We start from the raw sequence: 15,271 nt of genomic DNA, 5'->3' as shown, positions 1-15,271 counted from the left end.
ATAAATATGCGATATTTAACGTTGATAACAGTTATTGCTATAATGACGCTTTTAATAGGGTGTGCAAAACGTCCTCAAAATTATTTGACACACGCTTGGACCGTTCCCGTAATGAGAACCTCCACGGATATGCCGGTAAAGCGCGGCGAAAATTATTACCCCTTGCCGAGCGCGACTCCTTCGGCTATTCAATCACCCTCGCTTGTTCCGCCAGGCAGCAATTTGCAGCGATTTGAAAACCAAACCCAATTACAACAATCCTTTTCAAAAAGAGCGATGGCAACTTTACAACAAAGTAATCAAGGCTCGCCTGTTATGGTTATCGTAGAAAAACCCGCTGTAGCTTGGAGTAAAGTGGAGCGCGCTTTGCAAAAAACCCCTTACCAAATTCTTGATCAAGATAGCACGCTCCACTCTTATTACGTATTGGACGTTAAAGGCACCAATAATAAGATTACAAAAGCAACGCCCATTTATCGCGTTTATCTAAAGGCCCAAGGAAATCAAACAGAAGTGATTTTACTCAGTAAGGGTAATCAACCCGCCGCTAAAGACGTTAGCCAACGAATATTGACGGCCATCCAACAAAAAATTGCATAATCATGAATCCATCAAAACGAAAATTATTCTACAGCGGTAAAGTTAAATCCATATACGAAACGGATGAACCTGGTTTTTTAATTGCTGAGTTTCGTGACGATACAACGGCCTTTGATGGTGAAAAAGACGAGAAATTAGCGAGAAAAGGGGTTATTAATAATCAAATTAATGCGCACATTATGCAGGCGTTGAAAGATGCAGGTATATTAACTCATTTTGAAAGTGTCCTCTCACCGAATGAATCATTGGTTCGACGTCTTAAGATGATTCCCCTTGAATGTGTTGTTCGTAATATTACAGCGGGAAGTTTGTGCCGTCGATTAGGAATTGAAAGCGGTCTTCGGCTCAATCCGTCTTTATATGAGTTGTTTTTGAAAAACGACCCACTGCACGATCCCATGGTCAATGAAAACCACGCGTTGAGCTTTGGTTGGGCAACACAGACCCAGTTAGATCGCATGAAAGAATTGTCTTTTAAAATTAACAATGTGCTTTTTTCCTTATTTTCTAACGTTAATTTAATTTTGGTAGATGCCAAATATGAGTTTGGCGTCAGTGACGATGAAATCTACTTAGGCGATGAAATTAGTCCCGATTCTTGTCGCATTTGGGACGTCAAAACAAAAGAGCCCCTTGATAAAGACCGTTTCCGCAAAGACATGGGACGGGTCGTCGAGTCTTATGAAGAAATTGCCCATCGTTTTCAAATTAAGTTGCCGTAAATGAAATACTCCTTGTCAGCCCCTAAGATTTTAGCGTTGGGAAATCGCTCATCCTAAAGTGCACTCCCGGAAATTTCGTTCATTGATCCCTCCGCTGAAAACGAGCAACTAAAAAATGAAATTAACGATTTTATCAATAAACGCATTCCTCGTCTTTTAAAAAAGTTTTATAAATTTATTGCCTTAAATCAAGTAAAGGTGTATTTAAAAAAGATAATGCTTTATTCGGTCATTAAGCAAAGTTTGAACGAGTGTTATCTTAATTTAGAAGACTTAAGAAGTATTGTGGCGAATATCGCCATGATTATTCACGAAAGAGTGAATCCATCTTGTTTTTTTCATCCAAGAGAATAAACAGGAAGAAAGAAGATGAAAAGGTTTTCGCTACTTTTCGACCAACTCTTGAAGCCGATGCCTCGGAAGGGGATACGATGACGATAAGAAGCAAACTCATATCCCCAACGCCTCTATTTATTTTTGTGGCAATGAGATTCAGACGAAATTTACAAACAAGATAAACGATGAAAACTATCGATTAATTTCTGATGTTTTTTATACGAATAGAAAAAGTAAGCTATCGGTTTTAGAATTTATAGCATTTTACACAGAGATGTAAGGGGAGTTAAAATCAAAGTCTGTCCTATTGTGCGATGATCAACCTCCAGAAGGTATCCCTAATTCGGGCTTCCCTTTTCTTCATGTCCCTGCTTTTGATGAATACGGCGAAATCGAGAATATGGAAGACACTAAAGAAAGTATACCCTTATCTCAGCTTAAACATTTGGACCGTTTTAATTTTATAAAATTTCTTAATAGAAAGAAGTAAGGTCCAGCATTTTTATGCTGAACTTTGAATTTCCGTTAAGAAAACTCAAGCGTCCTTTCTTAATGATTTAACCATGGGATGATACTAATGCCTTGAAATATCAGCCTGTTTCTATAGAATAGTCCCTCTCTTGATGTCCTCAAGCAAGATTGATTGGAGAGGTACCGAAGCGGCCACACCGGCACCGACTCGAAATCGGCTGAGGCCTCACGGCCTACGCGGGTTCGAATCCCGCCCTCTCCGCCATATTAGGCTCTAATGTTTTCGATGACTTCGAAAACCAATTGTTTTTAAATATTTTTTTCGATATTGTGATTCGAGGAATTCGAAAAATCCAGAAAAAAGATGGGTAATTTCTTGGGTAAGATTGGAATCTTTAAAAAGTTACCTATTCTTTATTATTAAGAAGAAGATAAAATGCATTTAACGAATATACAAGTTAAGCTAAGTAACCTGTATGAGCGCAGTAAAATACGCGGGAACGATAGACGAGATCATTATTTTCCTGTATTCTGATTTGCTCTATATGTATATGGTCCCAGGGTTGTTGTCAACAATCAGTTTTGACGAAAAGAAGCGGTTGCATTGGTATATGTGTAGTCTCACGATTTAAATCGGCCAGCATGCGTGCCTGGATGAATTACACAAGGTTGATGCTTATCAGGCATCGGCTTCACAGAGCACAGAGCCACCGCATGAATCAGCATCATTAGCCTCAGGCTTTACCTTAACTTTCATCAGCCCTCTCATCCTTTCCTATTTAGGAATTTTCCACTAACATAGTGGAATTGAGCGTCTGAAAAGCTACGTATAGGACTGTTCCTGGCAGTTGCTGTTAATATTCCAAAGGTTAAACATATCGCATTAAGTGTCTTAATTAAAGTATGAGTTAAAGTTACCATAAGATTCTTCTCGGGAAATTTTAAAGCGTAATACCACTATAGCAGCTTTTCCATTATTTTTCCTAATGCCTAACGGAAATCGGGCTAAAGCTTAAATGAAGGGCGCGACTCTATATTGATAGGCACGATGTAACCCAGAGTGTCTCATCTTCGTGCGTAGGCCGCCTACCGATAGATAAAGAATGGAGGCTTCACACACACAGCCGAAGTCGCGGGGATTGTGGGTCTCCATCATGATATATAAATAGCGTTAAGAGAAATCCCCAGAATACCCTAGGGATTACGGGCACGAGCGATCGTGCGGGAATTGATTTTATACAATTGTGACTGGATCAAGATCCTCGGCTCTATTCTCTCGAGACGTTTGAATAGTTGACTGGGAAGTCATTCCACTACTTCCACTTACAATCCTAAACAAAATTCTCGAGGATGAATCGCGGTGGCCACCAATACGCGACTTATCATGTTATTAGCACATCTATGATTTTTATGGTATTGGCCGCGGATTGTACACAAACGCTTGCATGAAAGGCGAAGAATGTATTCTAACGACTTGGGATATTTTTACGAAAAATTGGGTTGGATGTTAATTTTCTGAAATTTTGCGAGTAGCCCATTTGTTTATTGTATTAATTCCATGTACATGGCTTCACACACGCTTTTTGAACATTCATTACCGTTATTACTGATCGGGCGCCTATTTATTATGTATGGGATACCTCTCAAAGTTAACGCAATAGCTTTCGTATGCAAGAGCGTGGTACGTATGTAAAATGAAAAGCCTTTCCTTAATTGTCGTGGGGAACGTTAAAAAAACCGACTTACTTTCAAGCCAAACGGCAGTTTACTGCTAATCGACGGTTGGTGGCGTTACGCACGCAAAATTCATTACACGGCTGATATCGTCATGGTATTATCGTGGGGTTTAATTTGCGGATTTAATGACTTTTTACCTTATTTTTAGGTAACTTTCTTCGTGGGCATGATTACTCATCGAGCTCGTCGTGATATTAATCGCTGTCGACAAAAATATGGAGAGGATTGGGATCATTATTGCAAAAAAAGTCCCTTGGTTATTTATTCCTTTTGTTTTTTTTAAATAAACTCTCTAAATAAATACAAACACGGGAAGCAAAACCGCTCAGCACCTTTGCTTGCGGTCGATTTACTAAGGAAAAAATGAATAACGAGCGCGCATACCTAATCAACGACCACCGTTTTCACATTTATAAACGAACGAATTCCTTCAGCCGACAATTCACGACCGTAATCCGAATGTTTAACACCTCCAAAAGGTAACCGCGGGTCGGATTTAACGAAAATATTAACGACATAGGTGCCCCCCGCCTGAAGTTCGGTAACCGCTATTTTTTCGCCGCGTTCACTATCATTAGTAAAAACAGCTACTCCCAATCCAAATTTTGAATTATTAGCTATTTTTTAATAGCGTGTTTTTCATCTTTTGCGTGAATAAGTGCAATAACCGGTCCGAATACTTCGTCGTTAAAAGCAGGTTGTCCCGCCCGAACGCCTGAAAGTACGGTGGGGGATAGTAAAAGCCTTTACTTTCCGGTATTTCTACACCCATTTCTAAAAAACACCCTTGTCGATCGATTCCCTCACTTTCCCCATGGACGCCATCACGTAAATCGGAACGTGATAGCGGGCCAAGTACCGTCTCTTTTTTTAAGGGATCACCTTTTAAGGGATCACCCATTTGGTAGAATTGAGCTTTCTCTATCACGAGCGATTTAAATTCATCACAAACATTTTCAACAATAATTAATCGTTTGGCGGTAATGCAAGATTGTCCCGAATTGCTCAAGCGAGATTCCACGCAAGCTTCTGCTGCTTTTTCTAAGCGGCATCTTTTAAATATGAGGTAAGCATCATTGCCGTCGAGTTCCAAAACCACTTTTTTTAGTGCTTTACCAGCAGCACTTCCAACCGCTCTCTCGGTGCCTTCACTGCCAGTTAAGGTTACTGCAGAATTTTAGGGTGAGAGATGACATCGCTCGCTTTTTCCGTATTAATGACAAGGATTCGAAAAATATTATCAGGTAAATCGGCAGATTTTATTAACTTTTCGATCGTAAGGGCAGTACCTGTTAAAATCGAAGCATATTTTAATAAGCAGCCATGACCAGCCATTAAATTAAGCGCAGCAAAACAGAATACCTGCCACAAAGGAAAATTCCACTGCATAATGCCAAAAAACGACGCCGCTAGGCTGATAAGTTACATAGTTTTTTTCTAATCTGTGTTAACGGTTCGAGGTTTTAGCAACGTTTCTTCATGATCAGCATAATAATCGCAAAAACAAGCACACTTTTCAGCTTCCGTTTCGCCTGCTGTTATGGGTTTTCCCCATTTCCGTTGCGATTAATTTTGCGTAATCGGCTTTATTTTTTCGTAACAATTGAGATTGAGCAATACGGCGAAGTTTTCTACCACGTTCTTTAAAACTTACGCTTCGCCATTTTTCATAATCATAATGGGTATCACTAATAATATCTTCAACTTGTTGATCCGTCATTTCTTGGTAAGTTTTTATAACTTCTCCCGTTCTAGGATTAGTTGTTCGTATTAGCATAAATTGCATCCTTTAAGTCGGTTGGCTGTCTGCTCGGTGGGTTTCTTTAGGTGGCGCCACAAAATAATGGGGGTTGGCTTCTTTCCATAGTTTCATGTAGTTTCGATATTTTTCAGGAACGCGTCCTTTAAGTATATCATTCGGTTCAAGGTAAGGAAAAATTTCATCATAAGTCAATGCAGCATCTTTGCTAACGCGACGGTGAATGTGAAAAGGCTGTAATTCTTCGGGTCGTTCCAGTCCGGTAGCTCCTAATACTTCCAAGAAACTTTTTAAAGTGGCTTCGTGGAAATTTTTCACGTAAACGGCTTTTTCATCAACATCTAAGGCGTAACGCCGTTTTGGATCTTGGGTGGTGACTCCGGTGGGACACGTGTTAAGGTGGCAGCGACGCGATTGCACGCAGCCCAGTGCAAACATCATACCGCGAGCGCTATTTAAAATATCAGCGCCTAAAGCAATTTTCGTCAGCATGTCAAACCCCGTAATAACTTTACCGCTGCCGATCAAACGAATATGTTTGCGTGTATCGATTCCGACTAAACAGTTATGAGCGAAAATTAATCCTTCATTGAGCGGCATACCAACACTGTCTGAAAACTCAAAAGGAGCAGCACCGGTTCCCCCTTCAGAGCCGTCAATCACAATAAAATCGGGATAAATTTTTGTCTCCAACATCGCTTTGCAGACTGCCATAAATTCCTGAAGGATACCAATACAAAGTTTAAAGCCGGTAGGTTTTCCTCCACTGAGTTCCCGCAATTGTTGGACAAATTCCAATAAGCCGATGGGGGTGGAAAAAGTTGAATGAGTGGGAGGTGATAGACAATCCATTCCTGGTTCCACCCCTCGCGCTTCAGCCAATTCCCGAGTGACCTTTATGCCCGGCAAAATAGCGCCGTGCGATGGTTTAGCCCCTTGCGATATTTTTATTTCTAGCATTTTGACGTTTGGATGGCGAGATTTTTCTTTAAACTGTTCGGGATTAAATTTACCGTCTTTTGTGCGACAGCCGAAATAAGCGGTGCCGATTTCCCACACAAGATCGCCGCCCTCAATTAAATGGTATTTGCTTAAACCGCCTTCACCGGTATCTTGATGAAAACCACCCAGCTTGGCAGAGCGATTTAGCGCTCGAACGGCTTCGGAACTGATGGCGCCAAAGCTCATGGCGGAGACATTAAAACGAGAGGCGGAATAAGGTTGAGTGCATTGAGGGCCGCCTATTTCAACGTGTGTGCAGGAATTAAAATCTGGTTGTTTAGGGGCTATCGATTGATTAACCCATTCGTAACCGACTTCATGCACATCCAGTTGCGTTCCAAAAGGCATAGTGTCAACCGTTTTTTTTGAACGATCATAAACAAGGAATTGTTGAGCGTGGGTAAATGGCGTTCCGCCCCATTCATCTTCAATAAAATAGGCATGAATTTGGGGGCGTATCTTCAAAAGGATGTATCGCCAATGTCCCCAAATGGGATAGTTTCGCAAAATATTGCTGTCTTTTTGGAAAATGTCGTAGATACCGACGAAAAATAAGGGAAGTGCAATGATAAGAAAGCATAAGATAGGCAGCCAAAAGAACGCGATTACGAAAATGGCTGCAAAAATGACAATAGAAGTGAGGTAAAAATAAGAACGAACTGTGGTTTTTTCATGTATCATCAAATTTCCTTTACCATCCTTGATATGAAGTTAATAACATTATCGGTTGCCGCGGTAAATTCGTCAACTTTTCATTGGCGAACGAGTGCGGAATGCGGTTTGTAATAAAGCAGGATTCCAAGAAGGGGGAGACTTTCCCGTGGTTGCGTAGCGGTAAAGTACCCATCGCAATATGTTGTGAAGGCCGTTACTAAGCATATGAAAAACTATTAATAAAATACCAGTATGCTTGGGCCTAAAAGCGCAGCATTCGTGCTAGGCAGATAAAAGCCAATGAAAAAGAGGAGGCAGAATCAGTAGGTGAGGAATTAAAAATAAAACGCCTAGATTAAAATTAGCAATTAGGGAGGTACCCCAGGTTTTTTTGAAGCCATTGATGTGAACGTTTAATCAATTTTAAAGGGCCCAATTTTTTCAAGAATGATGGCGGGAATAACGAAATAAGAAACTATGGCCCAGGAAATGCCAGCAAAGATCGCAGAAAAAAAGCAAGATTTTTAAGTCGAGATTCCAGAAGACGAATCGTGGCTCCAAAGTCGAACTGATAAACGACCATCCCACAATAGCCACACACGGCTTTAACCACTCGAAAACCTTTTCTCTCACCGTCGGGGGGACCGCTGATCAAAATAAGCCATTACTGAAGCTATAAAGGCGGTATTACAAAAAATGATGACAAAATTACAAAGGTATAAATTTCTAAAAACAAAAGGATCACAATGAGGTTCTTGGAAAAATTTGATTGCCTGGTTTGCCAGTGGTTCAACCCAAAGTGCCATAAGGGCATCGCAATTAGTGAGAGAAGAAGCATACAAATAATAATGCTGATGAGGGGATAAATAAGCAGTTTTTTGTTCGCTCTGAGAATAAAAAACTTTGTTTTCCTATTTCCCAGCTGCAGGTAAATGAAGACATCGGTCACCTATAAATGGATGATCGTGTCCTTACGAGATAAATAAAATCTGTCGGTATTCTACCATATTCTCCTCTTTTTGGGATGGACTTAGGGGCTTTCAGACTGCAAATAGCGCCGATGAAAAACCAATGGAAAACGAGTGATTTTGATTATAACTTGCCATTCGAATTGATCGCTCAGCGCCCTTTGGCTGACAGGTCGGGCAGCAGATTATTGTGTGTCGATCGTTCCCGACGGACAACGTTACATCGTCAATTCAATGGGTTTGTTGAGCAAGTTATGCCGAATGATTTAGTGGTCCTTAACGATACTAAGGTCATTCCCGCTCGGTTATTTTGACATAAGAAAACTGGGGAAAGTTGAATTTCTGGTGGAGCGTATTTTATCTAAAAACCGATTTTTAGCGCACATCCGAGCCAGTAAAGCGCCAAAGCTAGAGAGCCAAGTTATTATTGCTGATAATTTTAAAATTATTATCGAGGGGCAGCATAATGATTTATTTGAATGTGGACTCAATTCATCGGCTTGCGTTTTAGATTTATTATACCAACATGGTAGAAAGAGTACCTTTTCCTCCCTATATTCAACGGGAACCGGATAAAAATGATCAAGCGCGTTATCAAACGATTTATTCTGAAAGAGCGGGTGCAGTAGTAACCGCGCCCCGACAGCGGGGCTACATTTTAATGAAGAAACTTTTGACGTGCTGCGCAGAAAGGGAGTGGCGACACTTACGTCACTTTACATGTAGGTGCAGGCACGTTTCAGCCTGTCCGCGTGGACTCGTTAGCAGACCGCCGGATGCACCATGAATGGATGGAATTATCAAAATCGGTCTGTGATGCTATTGCAGAATGTCGTAAAAATAACGGTTGAGTGATTGCTGTTGGCACCACGGTGATGCGTTGTTTGGAAACCGCGAGAAAAATGGAGAATGCCATCTTTATGCTGGTGAGATAGATTTATTTATCTACCCTGGATTTCAGTTTAATTGTGTGGATGCTTTCTTGACAAACTTCCATTTACCGAAGTCTACACTATTAATGCTGGTGTGTGCTTTTGGTGGCTATGAGTTGGTTATGGGGCCTATCAAAAAGCGGTTGAAAACCGGTGATTTTTTTAGTTATGGCGATGCGATGTTGATTTCATAGCATCCCTTCGATAAGCTACCCCAAACTTTCCCGGCATCTCTTAGCGATGACGGAGTTAACCGGAGTATCCATCGTGACTTACCAGCGCATAAAAGTTCCCAACCAAGGTGAAAAAATCATTGTTAATAAAGTTGTTTTAGAAGTTCCTGGCCGACCTATTATTCCCTTTATCGAAGGAGATGGTATTGGCATTGATATCACACCCGTCATGAAAAACGTGGTCGATGCCGCCGTGGAAAAATCCTACGCTGGAAAGCGAAAAATTGAGTGGATGGAAATTTACGCCGGAGAAAAGGCTACGAAAGTGTATGGCAAAGACAATTGGCTGCCTGATGATACACTTGAAGCCATTAAAGAATACCAAGTGGCCATTAAGGGTCCCTTAACTACGCCGGTCGGGGGCGGCATACGTTCACTTAATGTGGCGCTGCGCCAACAGTTAGACCTTTATGTTTGTCTTCGCCCTATCCGTTATTTTACGGGTGTGCCAAGCCCGGTCAAAACACCTGAAAAAGTCAATATGGTGATTTTTCGCGAAAATTCTGAAGATATTTACGCCGGAATTGAGTGGCCGGCGGGAAGCCCTGAAGCGGTAAAATTAATTAACTTCCTTCAAAATGAGATGGGCGTAAAGAAAATCCGTTTTCCGGAAACGGTGGGGATAGGAATTAAACCGGTTTCTAAAGAAGGCGCGAGCCGTTTAGTGCGTCGAGCGATTCAATACGCCATTGATAATGAGCGCGATTCCGTGACGCTCGTCCATAAAGGTAATATCATGAAATTCACGGAAGGGGCTTTTAAAGATTGGGGCTATGAAGTTGCTGTCAAAGAATTTGGAGCAAAGCCATTAAATGGTGGACCCTGGCATTTCTTTGAGAATCCGAAAACAGGCCAAAAAATTACAATCAAAAATGTTATTGCCGATGCCTTTTTACAGCAAATTTTATTGCGTCCCGCCGAGTACAGCGTCATCGCCACCTTGAACCTCAATGGGGATTATATCTCCGACGCGTTAGCGGCCGAAGTCGGCGGCATTGGCATTGCTCCGGGCGCTAATTTAAGCGACACAGTTGGCCTCTTTGAAGCCACCCATGGGACAGCGCCTAAATATGCAGGGCAAGATAAAGTCAATCCAGGCTCTCTAATTTTATCGGCAGAAATGATGCTTCGTTACCTAGGCTGGAAAGAAGCCGCCGACCTTGTCGTTCAAGGCATTGAGGGGGCGATTAAAAGTAAAACAGTAACATACGATTTTGCCCGTTTGATGACCGGAGCCAAAGAAGTAAGTACCTCTCAGTTCGGTAAGGTCGTAATTAAGCATATGATGTAGGGAAGGTGGGGGCCTCTGACATGTTAGTTTGCAATCCCTATATTAATATAGGGTTTCAAGCTGTCGGACATATTCTTGAATATCTTTCAGGGAAGTCGTCCCTCCTGTTAGCTGATTAACTTTTTCAAAATTTTGGACTAGGGTATCAAGGTGGCTCAGTCCCGAAGCAAAAGTGGGATTCTGATTGAAGAGTTGGAACCCCCACTCAATAGGTCTATCGGGTAGAAGGCCTTCTGGAAGTCGCAATCAAGATTGAAACCCGACTCCCTATCTTGAAAATCTTTAAGCGGTTGTTCTTCTGCTGCGCGGTTGAGGATGTCTCTAATATTTTCTTCCTCTTTTTTCGTAATCACCGAAATAAGATCATACAATCCGGATTTGTATTTTTTAGACGATTTAGATAGTCGCCAAAATACGGAAGCATTATTGCTCATCGAAAAGTTAGTGGTTTTTTTCCTTAGTTTCCGAAACATGGTAGAGATGCTGTCGTGGCGTCTCTTCGGAAGATTCATCATTTCTGGATGTGTTCATTGCTTTTCAAGCCGTCCTCTCGGCAATAAGATTATCCGTTAATCTTACTCCCTTCAACTTAACGCAGCCTTAAAACCTTAAAGTATTTCAGTTATTCTCCATTTGTAAAGCAAATAGAAAGGACTGTCAATGCGACCACAGCGCACTCGAGTGTAGGAAAAACGCCGTTTTTTACTACATTTAGAGTAAGGAGGAATCGATATTCCGGCCAGAAGGGTTGGCGAGGAGGAGGCAAGGGTAGCTAAATCGACTCCAGGCGGCAGAAAAAGGATTTACTGTCGAACATGAGAAAACAACTTAGCAGAGGAGGGTGGGATCATGTTTAGTAAGGCACTGGAGAAGACATTAAACCGCGCATTTTTGCAGGCTCGCGAAAAACGGCATGAATTTATCACTGTTAATCATCTATTGTTAGCTTTATTTGATAATCCTGAGACTGGTAGACTGTTAAGTGCCTATGGCGCTAATTTAGAACGTTTTCGGGTTGGATTAGGCATTTTTATTGATAAAACCACCTCATATTCCTCTGAATGTAGAACGCAATATTCAACCCACCTTGAGTTTTCAGCGAGTATTACAGCACAGGCGATTTATGATGTCCAGTGCAACGGTAGTCCCGAAGTGACAGGAAGCAATATTTTAACGGCGATTTTCAGTGAGCCGGAAAATCAAGCCGTTTATTTCCTTAGCCAAGAAAATATTAATCGGATTGATATCATCAATTACACCACCCAAGGCATAACAAAGCCGCAGCAAGAGGCCCGTTTTTTGTCTGATTCTCAGCAATTACCAGAAGCCAGCGGAATGCAAGAAACTATGGTGGATGAGAATTTAATTGAGCTTTACGCCACCAATTTAAACGTGAAAGCCTGAAATGGCCAGGTAGATCCTTTGATTGGCCGTCAAGAAGAACTGCTGCGTTGCATTCAAACGCGCTGTGCCGACGCACTAAAAATAATCCGCTGTTTAGTGGGTGATGCAGGCAGGAGTGGGAAAGACCGCCATCGTTGAAGGTTTGGCGCAATTAATTGTCCAAAACAGAGTGCCAAAGCCTTTAGCGCATGCGACGATTTATGTTTTGGATTTAGGCATATTATTGGCTGGCATTAAATACCGCGTGGATTTTGAAAAACGATTTAAATCTGTATTAAAGGGACTGAGCATAAAACCGGGCGCCATGATACTTATTAATGAAATTCATAATCTAATCGGCGCTGGTTCTGCAACTGGTGGCACCATGGACGCCTCTAATTTAATAAAACCATTATTGAGCACGGGTGAATTTCGTTGCATGGGCGCGACGACTTATGAAGAATTTTGCAATTTTTTTTTCGAAAGATCATGCCTTATTGCGCCGATTTCAAAGAATTGACGTTAAAGAACCTTCGGTAACCGACGCCGTTAAGATTTTACAAGGGCTGCGGTCGCGTTATGAAAATTACCATCAAGTTCGCTATACTCCAGATGCGTTTAAAACGCGCCGTTGAATTATCCGCTCGCTATATTTCTGATCGACAATTACCGGATAAGGCGATTGATGTTATTGACGAAGAGCAGGTGCTTTTGAGCAATTACAAAGCGATGAAGAGCGTAAAACACTTATTACCGTGAAAGAAATCGAATTCGTTGTCGTCAAAATGGCACGTATTCCGATTCATACCATTACATAATCAGATAAGGAGTTGTTGATTGATCTACCAAAGCAATTAACGCGTATTGTTTTTGGTCAAAGGCAAGCTGTTGAATTGTTTTTTAATTCCATCAAACTATCACGTGCTGGTTTAAATAATGCAGATAAGCCGGTAGGATCGTTTTTATTAGCGAGACCTACCGGCGTTGGTAAACGGAAGTGACTCGTCAGTTAGCTCAGGCATTGGTATCGAATTAATCCGATTCGATATGTTGGAATATATGGAACGGCATGCTGTTTCGCGCTTAATTGGTGCTCCTCCCGGTTATGTGGGTTTCGATCAAGTGGGATACTGACGGAAATTATCCGCAAACAGCCTGATGCTGTGTTGTTATTGGATGAAATTAAAAAGGCCCATCCGGATATTTTTAACATCCTTTTGCAAGTGATGGATTATGGTTATCTCACCGATAATACGGGTCGAAAAGCAGATTTCTGTCATGTGATTATTGTAATGACAACCAATGCTGGCGCCGAACAATTGGAGCGGGGAACTATTGGTTTTGCCGTTCAAGACATGGAACAAGAAAATTTAGGAGCGATTAAACATTATTTCAGTCCTGAATTTCGTAATACGTAATAGGTTAGACGCTGTGATTCAATTTAAATATTTGGATACGGGGACGATTCTTAAAATCGTTGATAAATTTACTCGCGAATTGCGTGATCAATTAAAAGAAAAAGGAATACGACTCACCATTAGTTCGGATGCAAAACAATGGCTAGCTGAACACGGCTATAACGAAAAAATGGGCGATCGCGCCATGGGGCGACTTATTTCAAGAGAAGTTAAAAGTTCCTATTGCTAGCCAACTGTTATTTAGCAAACTGAATGAGGGCGATGAGATTATGGTAAACAGAGCCAATAGTGACTTAGTTGTTCAAAGAAAGCAAATAGTGGTTTAAGTTTTTCGCGACCCCGTTATCCTGCTTGCACGGGAATTACCAAAGCTAAAATAAGGAATATTTTCATTTTTCTACCTTTGAGGTTAGAGATTTTTTCCAGCTTCCCGATAAACGATTCGGCCGCGCGTTAAATCATAGGGGGTTAATTCGACGGTCACCGCATCACCGGTTAGGATGCGAATGTAATGCTTGCGCATTCGCCCGGAAATATGAGCTGTCACTACGTGCCCGTTCTCAAGTTTGACTCGAAAAGTCGTGCTAGGGAGTGAATCGACCACTGTCCCTTGCATTTCAATGGATTCTTCTTTTGCCATAAAATCTAATGGAGTTAAATAAAAAAATAATAATGCCTCAACTAGTAGCTATAAGCAATGGGTTAGCTTCTGGCCAGAGAAAGTTAAGTTTGGTTCAAGCTGTCTAAATAACGTTCCGCGTCGAGGGCTGCCATGCAGCCCATTCCGGCAGCAGTAATGGCTTGTCGGTAGATGCGGTCCGTGACATCACCTGCGGTGAAAACGCCGGGGATATTTGTTGCAGTAGCGTTCCCTTGCAAGCCAGATTTCGCGCGAAGGTAACCCCCTTCATCCATTTCCAACTGGTCTTTAAATATTTTGGTATTAGGGTCGTGACCGATGGCGATGAATAAACCGTCAATAGTAAGATCTTGAGTTTTCTCCTCTTTAACGTGCTTAAGATGGACCCCAGTTACGCCTTGATTATCACCCAAGACTTCTTCGACTACATGACTCCACACAATAGCAACTTTACCTTCCCCCACTTTTTTAATTAATTGGGCGCTTAGCATTTTTTCCGCCCGCAATTTATCGCGCCGATGAATGAGGGTGACATGAGAAGCTATGTGAGAAAGATAAAGTGCCTCTTCCACAGCCGTATTTCCCCCGCCAACCACCGCCACTTTTTTGCCGCGGTAAAAGAAACCATCACAAGTTGCACACGCGGAAACGCCTTTGCCCATATAGGCTTTTTCTGAAGGTAAACCTAAATAACGCGCAGAAGCGCCGGTAGCAATAATTAAAGCATCGCAGCTATACGTCGTGTTATCTCCTTTGAGCAAAAAAGGACGCTGGTTTAAGTTGGCTTCACTAATATGATCAAAAATAACTTGAACATCAAGATATTCCGCATGCTTTTGCATCTTTTCCATTAATTCTGGGCCTTGTAATCCTAGCCCTTCTCCCGGCCAATTATCCACGTCAGTCGTGGTCATGAGTTGTCCGCCTTGTTCCATGCCGGTAATCATTATGAGTTTTAGGTTAGCGCGAGCGGCGTAAATGGCGGCTGTGTAGCCGGCTGGGCCGGAGCCAAGAATGATGAGAGAATGGTGTTGTGGTTTATTCATGCTCTTGGTATTGGTTAGTGAATGATTCGGGCTATAATACTAACCGCTTTCAGGTTTGTCATTACTTGAGAGAGAAGTC

The 15,271-nt window shown here is 41.8% G+C and carries 16 protein-coding genes, 1 tRNA gene and 7 pseudogenes; 18 read left to right on the top strand and 6 right to left on the bottom strand.

The annotated features are described in order from the left end of the window. Nucleotides 1-6: 6 nt before the first annotated feature. The 5 genes and pseudogenes from bamC to FIV31_RS00730 form a co-directional block, all read left to right on the top strand. Nucleotides 7-600, top strand: a complete 594-nt coding sequence (bamC, locus tag FIV31_RS00750; RefSeq protein WP_280123470.1) for an outer membrane protein assembly factor BamC — start codon at nt 7-9, stop codon at nt 598-600. Then, a complete protein-coding gene (purC, locus tag FIV31_RS00745; protein WP_280123481.1) occupies nt 600-1,322 on the top strand; it encodes a phosphoribosylaminoimidazolesuccinocarboxamide synthase in 723 nt (240 codons plus the stop codon). The genes bamC and purC overlap by 1 nt, the downstream gene beginning before the upstream one ends. Then, nucleotides 1,323-2,176, top strand: a pseudogene (locus FIV31_RS00740) (hypothetical protein). Between the two features lie 127 nt (nt 2,177-2,303). Next, nucleotides 2,304-2,394 (top strand) — tRNA-Ser (locus tag FIV31_RS00735). Between the two features lie 1,097 nt (nt 2,395-3,491). Further along, nucleotides 3,492-4,153 (top strand): annotated as a pseudogene (locus FIV31_RS00730) (phosphatidylethanolamine N-methyltransferase family domain-containing protein); the annotation flags it as partial. 97 nt (nt 4,154-4,250) lie between these two features. Here the strand turns inward: FIV31_RS00730 and FIV31_RS00725 are convergent. The 3 genes and pseudogenes from FIV31_RS00725 to FIV31_RS00715 form a co-directional block, all read right to left on the bottom strand. After that, nucleotides 4,251-5,652, bottom strand: a pseudogene (locus FIV31_RS00725) (aldehyde dehydrogenase family protein). 3 nt (nt 5,653-5,655) lie between these two features. Beyond that, nucleotides 5,656-7,308, bottom strand: a complete 1,653-nt coding sequence (locus tag FIV31_RS00720) for an FMN-binding glutamate synthase family protein (RefSeq protein WP_280123469.1) — start codon at nt 7,306-7,308, stop codon at nt 5,656-5,658. Nucleotides 7,309-7,371: 63 nt separating this feature from the next. Beyond that, nucleotides 7,372-8,223, bottom strand: a pseudogene (locus FIV31_RS00715) (DUF6159 family protein). A 118-nt stretch (nt 8,224-8,341) separates the two neighbouring features. Here FIV31_RS00715 and FIV31_RS08275 point away from each other — a divergent pair. The 6 genes and pseudogenes from FIV31_RS08275 to icd all read left to right on the top strand — a co-directional run bounded on the left by FIV31_RS08275 (nt 8,342) and on the right by icd (nt 10,705). Continuing rightward, on the top strand, nt 8,342-8,563 hold the full coding sequence (locus tag FIV31_RS08275) for an S-adenosylmethionine:tRNA ribosyltransferase-isomerase (protein WP_425278244.1): 222 nt from the start codon (nt 8,342-8,344) through the stop codon (nt 8,561-8,563). 31 nt (nt 8,564-8,594) lie between these two features. Further along, entirely contained in the window at nt 8,595-8,825 is a 231-nt protein-coding gene (locus FIV31_RS08270) for a hypothetical protein (protein ID WP_425278249.1), read from the top strand. Beyond that, entirely contained in the window at nt 8,776-9,036 is a 261-nt protein-coding gene (locus tag FIV31_RS08265) for an S-adenosylmethionine:tRNA ribosyltransferase-isomerase (RefSeq protein WP_425278243.1), read from the top strand. Before FIV31_RS08270 ends, FIV31_RS08265 begins: the two co-directional genes overlap by 50 nt. Further along, nucleotides 8,993-9,100, top strand: a pseudogene (locus FIV31_RS08260) (tRNA preQ1(34) S-adenosylmethionine ribosyltransferase-isomerase QueA); the annotation flags it as partial. The gene FIV31_RS08265 and the pseudogene FIV31_RS08260, both read left to right, overlap by 44 nt. After that, on the top strand, nt 9,097-9,375 hold the full coding sequence (locus tag FIV31_RS08255; protein ID WP_425278242.1) for an S-adenosylmethionine:tRNA ribosyltransferase-isomerase: 279 nt from the start codon (nt 9,097-9,099) through the stop codon (nt 9,373-9,375). The pseudogene FIV31_RS08260 and the gene FIV31_RS08255, both read left to right, overlap by 4 nt. 46 nt (nt 9,376-9,421) lie before the next feature. Next, entirely contained in the window at nt 9,422-10,705 is a 1,284-nt protein-coding gene (gene icd, locus FIV31_RS00705) for an NADP-dependent isocitrate dehydrogenase (RefSeq protein WP_280123468.1), read from the top strand. Between the two features lie 622 nt (nt 10,706-11,327). Here the strand turns inward: icd and FIV31_RS00700 are convergent. Continuing rightward, a pseudogene (locus FIV31_RS00700) lies at nt 11,328-11,522 on the bottom strand (hypothetical protein). Between the two features lie 32 nt (nt 11,523-11,554). On the opposite strand from FIV31_RS00700, the gene FIV31_RS08790 reads away from it, so the two are divergent. The 7 genes and pseudogenes from FIV31_RS08790 to FIV31_RS08760 all read left to right on the top strand — a co-directional run bounded on the left by FIV31_RS08790 (nt 11,555) and on the right by FIV31_RS08760 (nt 13,735). Beyond that, complete coding sequence (locus FIV31_RS08790; protein ID WP_482765895.1) at nt 11,555-12,109, top strand: Clp protease N-terminal domain-containing protein; 555 nt, start codon at nt 11,555-11,557, stop codon at nt 12,107-12,109. Nucleotides 12,110-12,212: 103 nt separating this feature from the next. Then, nucleotides 12,213-12,608, top strand: a complete 396-nt coding sequence (locus tag FIV31_RS08785) for an AAA family ATPase (RefSeq protein ID WP_482765903.1) — start codon at nt 12,213-12,215, stop codon at nt 12,606-12,608. Beyond that, nucleotides 12,544-12,723, top strand: coding sequence for a hypothetical protein (locus FIV31_RS08780; protein ID WP_482765893.1), 180 nt, complete (start codon nt 12,544-12,546; stop codon nt 12,721-12,723). Before FIV31_RS08785 ends, FIV31_RS08780 begins: the two co-directional genes overlap by 65 nt. After that, complete coding sequence (locus tag FIV31_RS08775) at nt 12,668-12,847, top strand: hypothetical protein (protein ID WP_482765891.1); 180 nt, start codon at nt 12,668-12,670, stop codon at nt 12,845-12,847. The genes FIV31_RS08780 and FIV31_RS08775 overlap by 56 nt, the downstream gene beginning before the upstream one ends. Nucleotides 12,848-12,921: 74 nt before the next feature. Beyond that, nucleotides 12,922-13,089, top strand: a complete 168-nt coding sequence (locus tag FIV31_RS08770; protein ID WP_482765889.1) for a hypothetical protein — start codon at nt 12,922-12,924, stop codon at nt 13,087-13,089. A gap of 46 nt (nt 13,090-13,135) precedes the next feature. Further along, nucleotides 13,136-13,506 (top strand): annotated as a pseudogene (locus FIV31_RS08765) (AAA family ATPase). A gap of 13 nt (nt 13,507-13,519) precedes the next feature. Then, nucleotides 13,520-13,735 carry a hypothetical protein gene (locus FIV31_RS08760; RefSeq protein ID WP_482765887.1) on the top strand — a complete coding sequence of 72 codons (216 nt, stop codon included), beginning with the start codon at nt 13,520-13,522 and terminating at the stop codon, nt 13,733-13,735. Nucleotides 13,736-13,915: 180 nt separating this feature from the next. Here FIV31_RS08760 and infA read toward each other — a convergent pair whose 3' ends face one another. Both infA and trxB read right to left on the bottom strand, forming a co-directional pair. Beyond that, a complete protein-coding gene (gene infA, locus FIV31_RS00690; RefSeq protein WP_280123467.1) occupies nt 13,916-14,146 on the bottom strand; it encodes a translation initiation factor IF-1 in 231 nt (76 codons plus the stop codon). A gap of 83 nt (nt 14,147-14,229) precedes the next feature. Then, entirely contained in the window at nt 14,230-15,192 is a 963-nt protein-coding gene (gene trxB / locus FIV31_RS00685; RefSeq protein ID WP_280123466.1) for a thioredoxin-disulfide reductase, read from the bottom strand. Nucleotides 15,193-15,271: the final 79 nt, after the last annotated feature.

The organism is Coxiella endosymbiont of Ornithodoros amblus (assembly GCF_019425495.1).
Taxonomy (GTDB): domain Bacteria; phylum Pseudomonadota; class Gammaproteobacteria; order Coxiellales; family Coxiellaceae; genus Coxiella.
Note: the sequence above shows the minus strand (reverse complement) of the source record. Positions and strands in the feature narration are given on the sequence as shown.

What these genes read in the sequence shown, in the direction of transcription:
- FIV31_RS08780 (WP_482765893.1), top strand. Translation starts at nt 12,544, where the DNA reads ATGAAGAATTTTGCAATTTTTTTTTCGAAAGATCATGCCTTATTGCGC.
- FIV31_RS08790 (WP_482765895.1), top strand. Translation starts at nt 11,555, where the DNA reads ATGTTTAGTAAGGCACTGGAGAAGACATTAAACCGCGCATTTTTGCAG.
- icd (WP_280123468.1), top strand. Translation starts at nt 9,422, where the DNA reads ATGACGGAGTTAACCGGAGTATCCATCGTGACTTACCAGCGCATAAAA.
- FIV31_RS08775 (WP_482765891.1), top strand. Translation starts at nt 12,668, where the DNA reads ATGAAAATTACCATCAAGTTCGCTATACTCCAGATGCGTTTAAAACGC.
- trxB (WP_280123466.1), bottom strand. Translation starts at nt 15,192, where the DNA reads ATGAATAAACCACAACACCATTCTCTCATCATTCTTGGCTCCGGCCCA.
- FIV31_RS08275 (WP_425278244.1), top strand. Translation starts at nt 8,342, where the DNA reads ATGAAAAACCAATGGAAAACGAGTGATTTTGATTATAACTTGCCATTC.
- FIV31_RS08785 (WP_482765903.1), top strand. Translation starts at nt 12,213, where the DNA reads ATGCAGGCAGGAGTGGGAAAGACCGCCATCGTTGAAGGTTTGGCGCAA.
- FIV31_RS00720 (WP_280123469.1), bottom strand. Translation starts at nt 7,308, where the DNA reads ATGATACATGAAAAAACCACAGTTCGTTCTTATTTTTACCTCACTTCT.
- infA (WP_280123467.1), bottom strand. Translation starts at nt 14,146, where the DNA reads ATGGCAAAAGAAGAATCCATTGAAATGCAAGGGACAGTGGTCGATTCA.
- bamC (WP_280123470.1), top strand. Translation starts at nt 7, where the DNA reads ATGCGATATTTAACGTTGATAACAGTTATTGCTATAATGACGCTTTTA.
- FIV31_RS08265 (WP_425278243.1), top strand. Translation starts at nt 8,776, where the DNA reads ATGGTAGAAAGAGTACCTTTTCCTCCCTATATTCAACGGGAACCGGAT.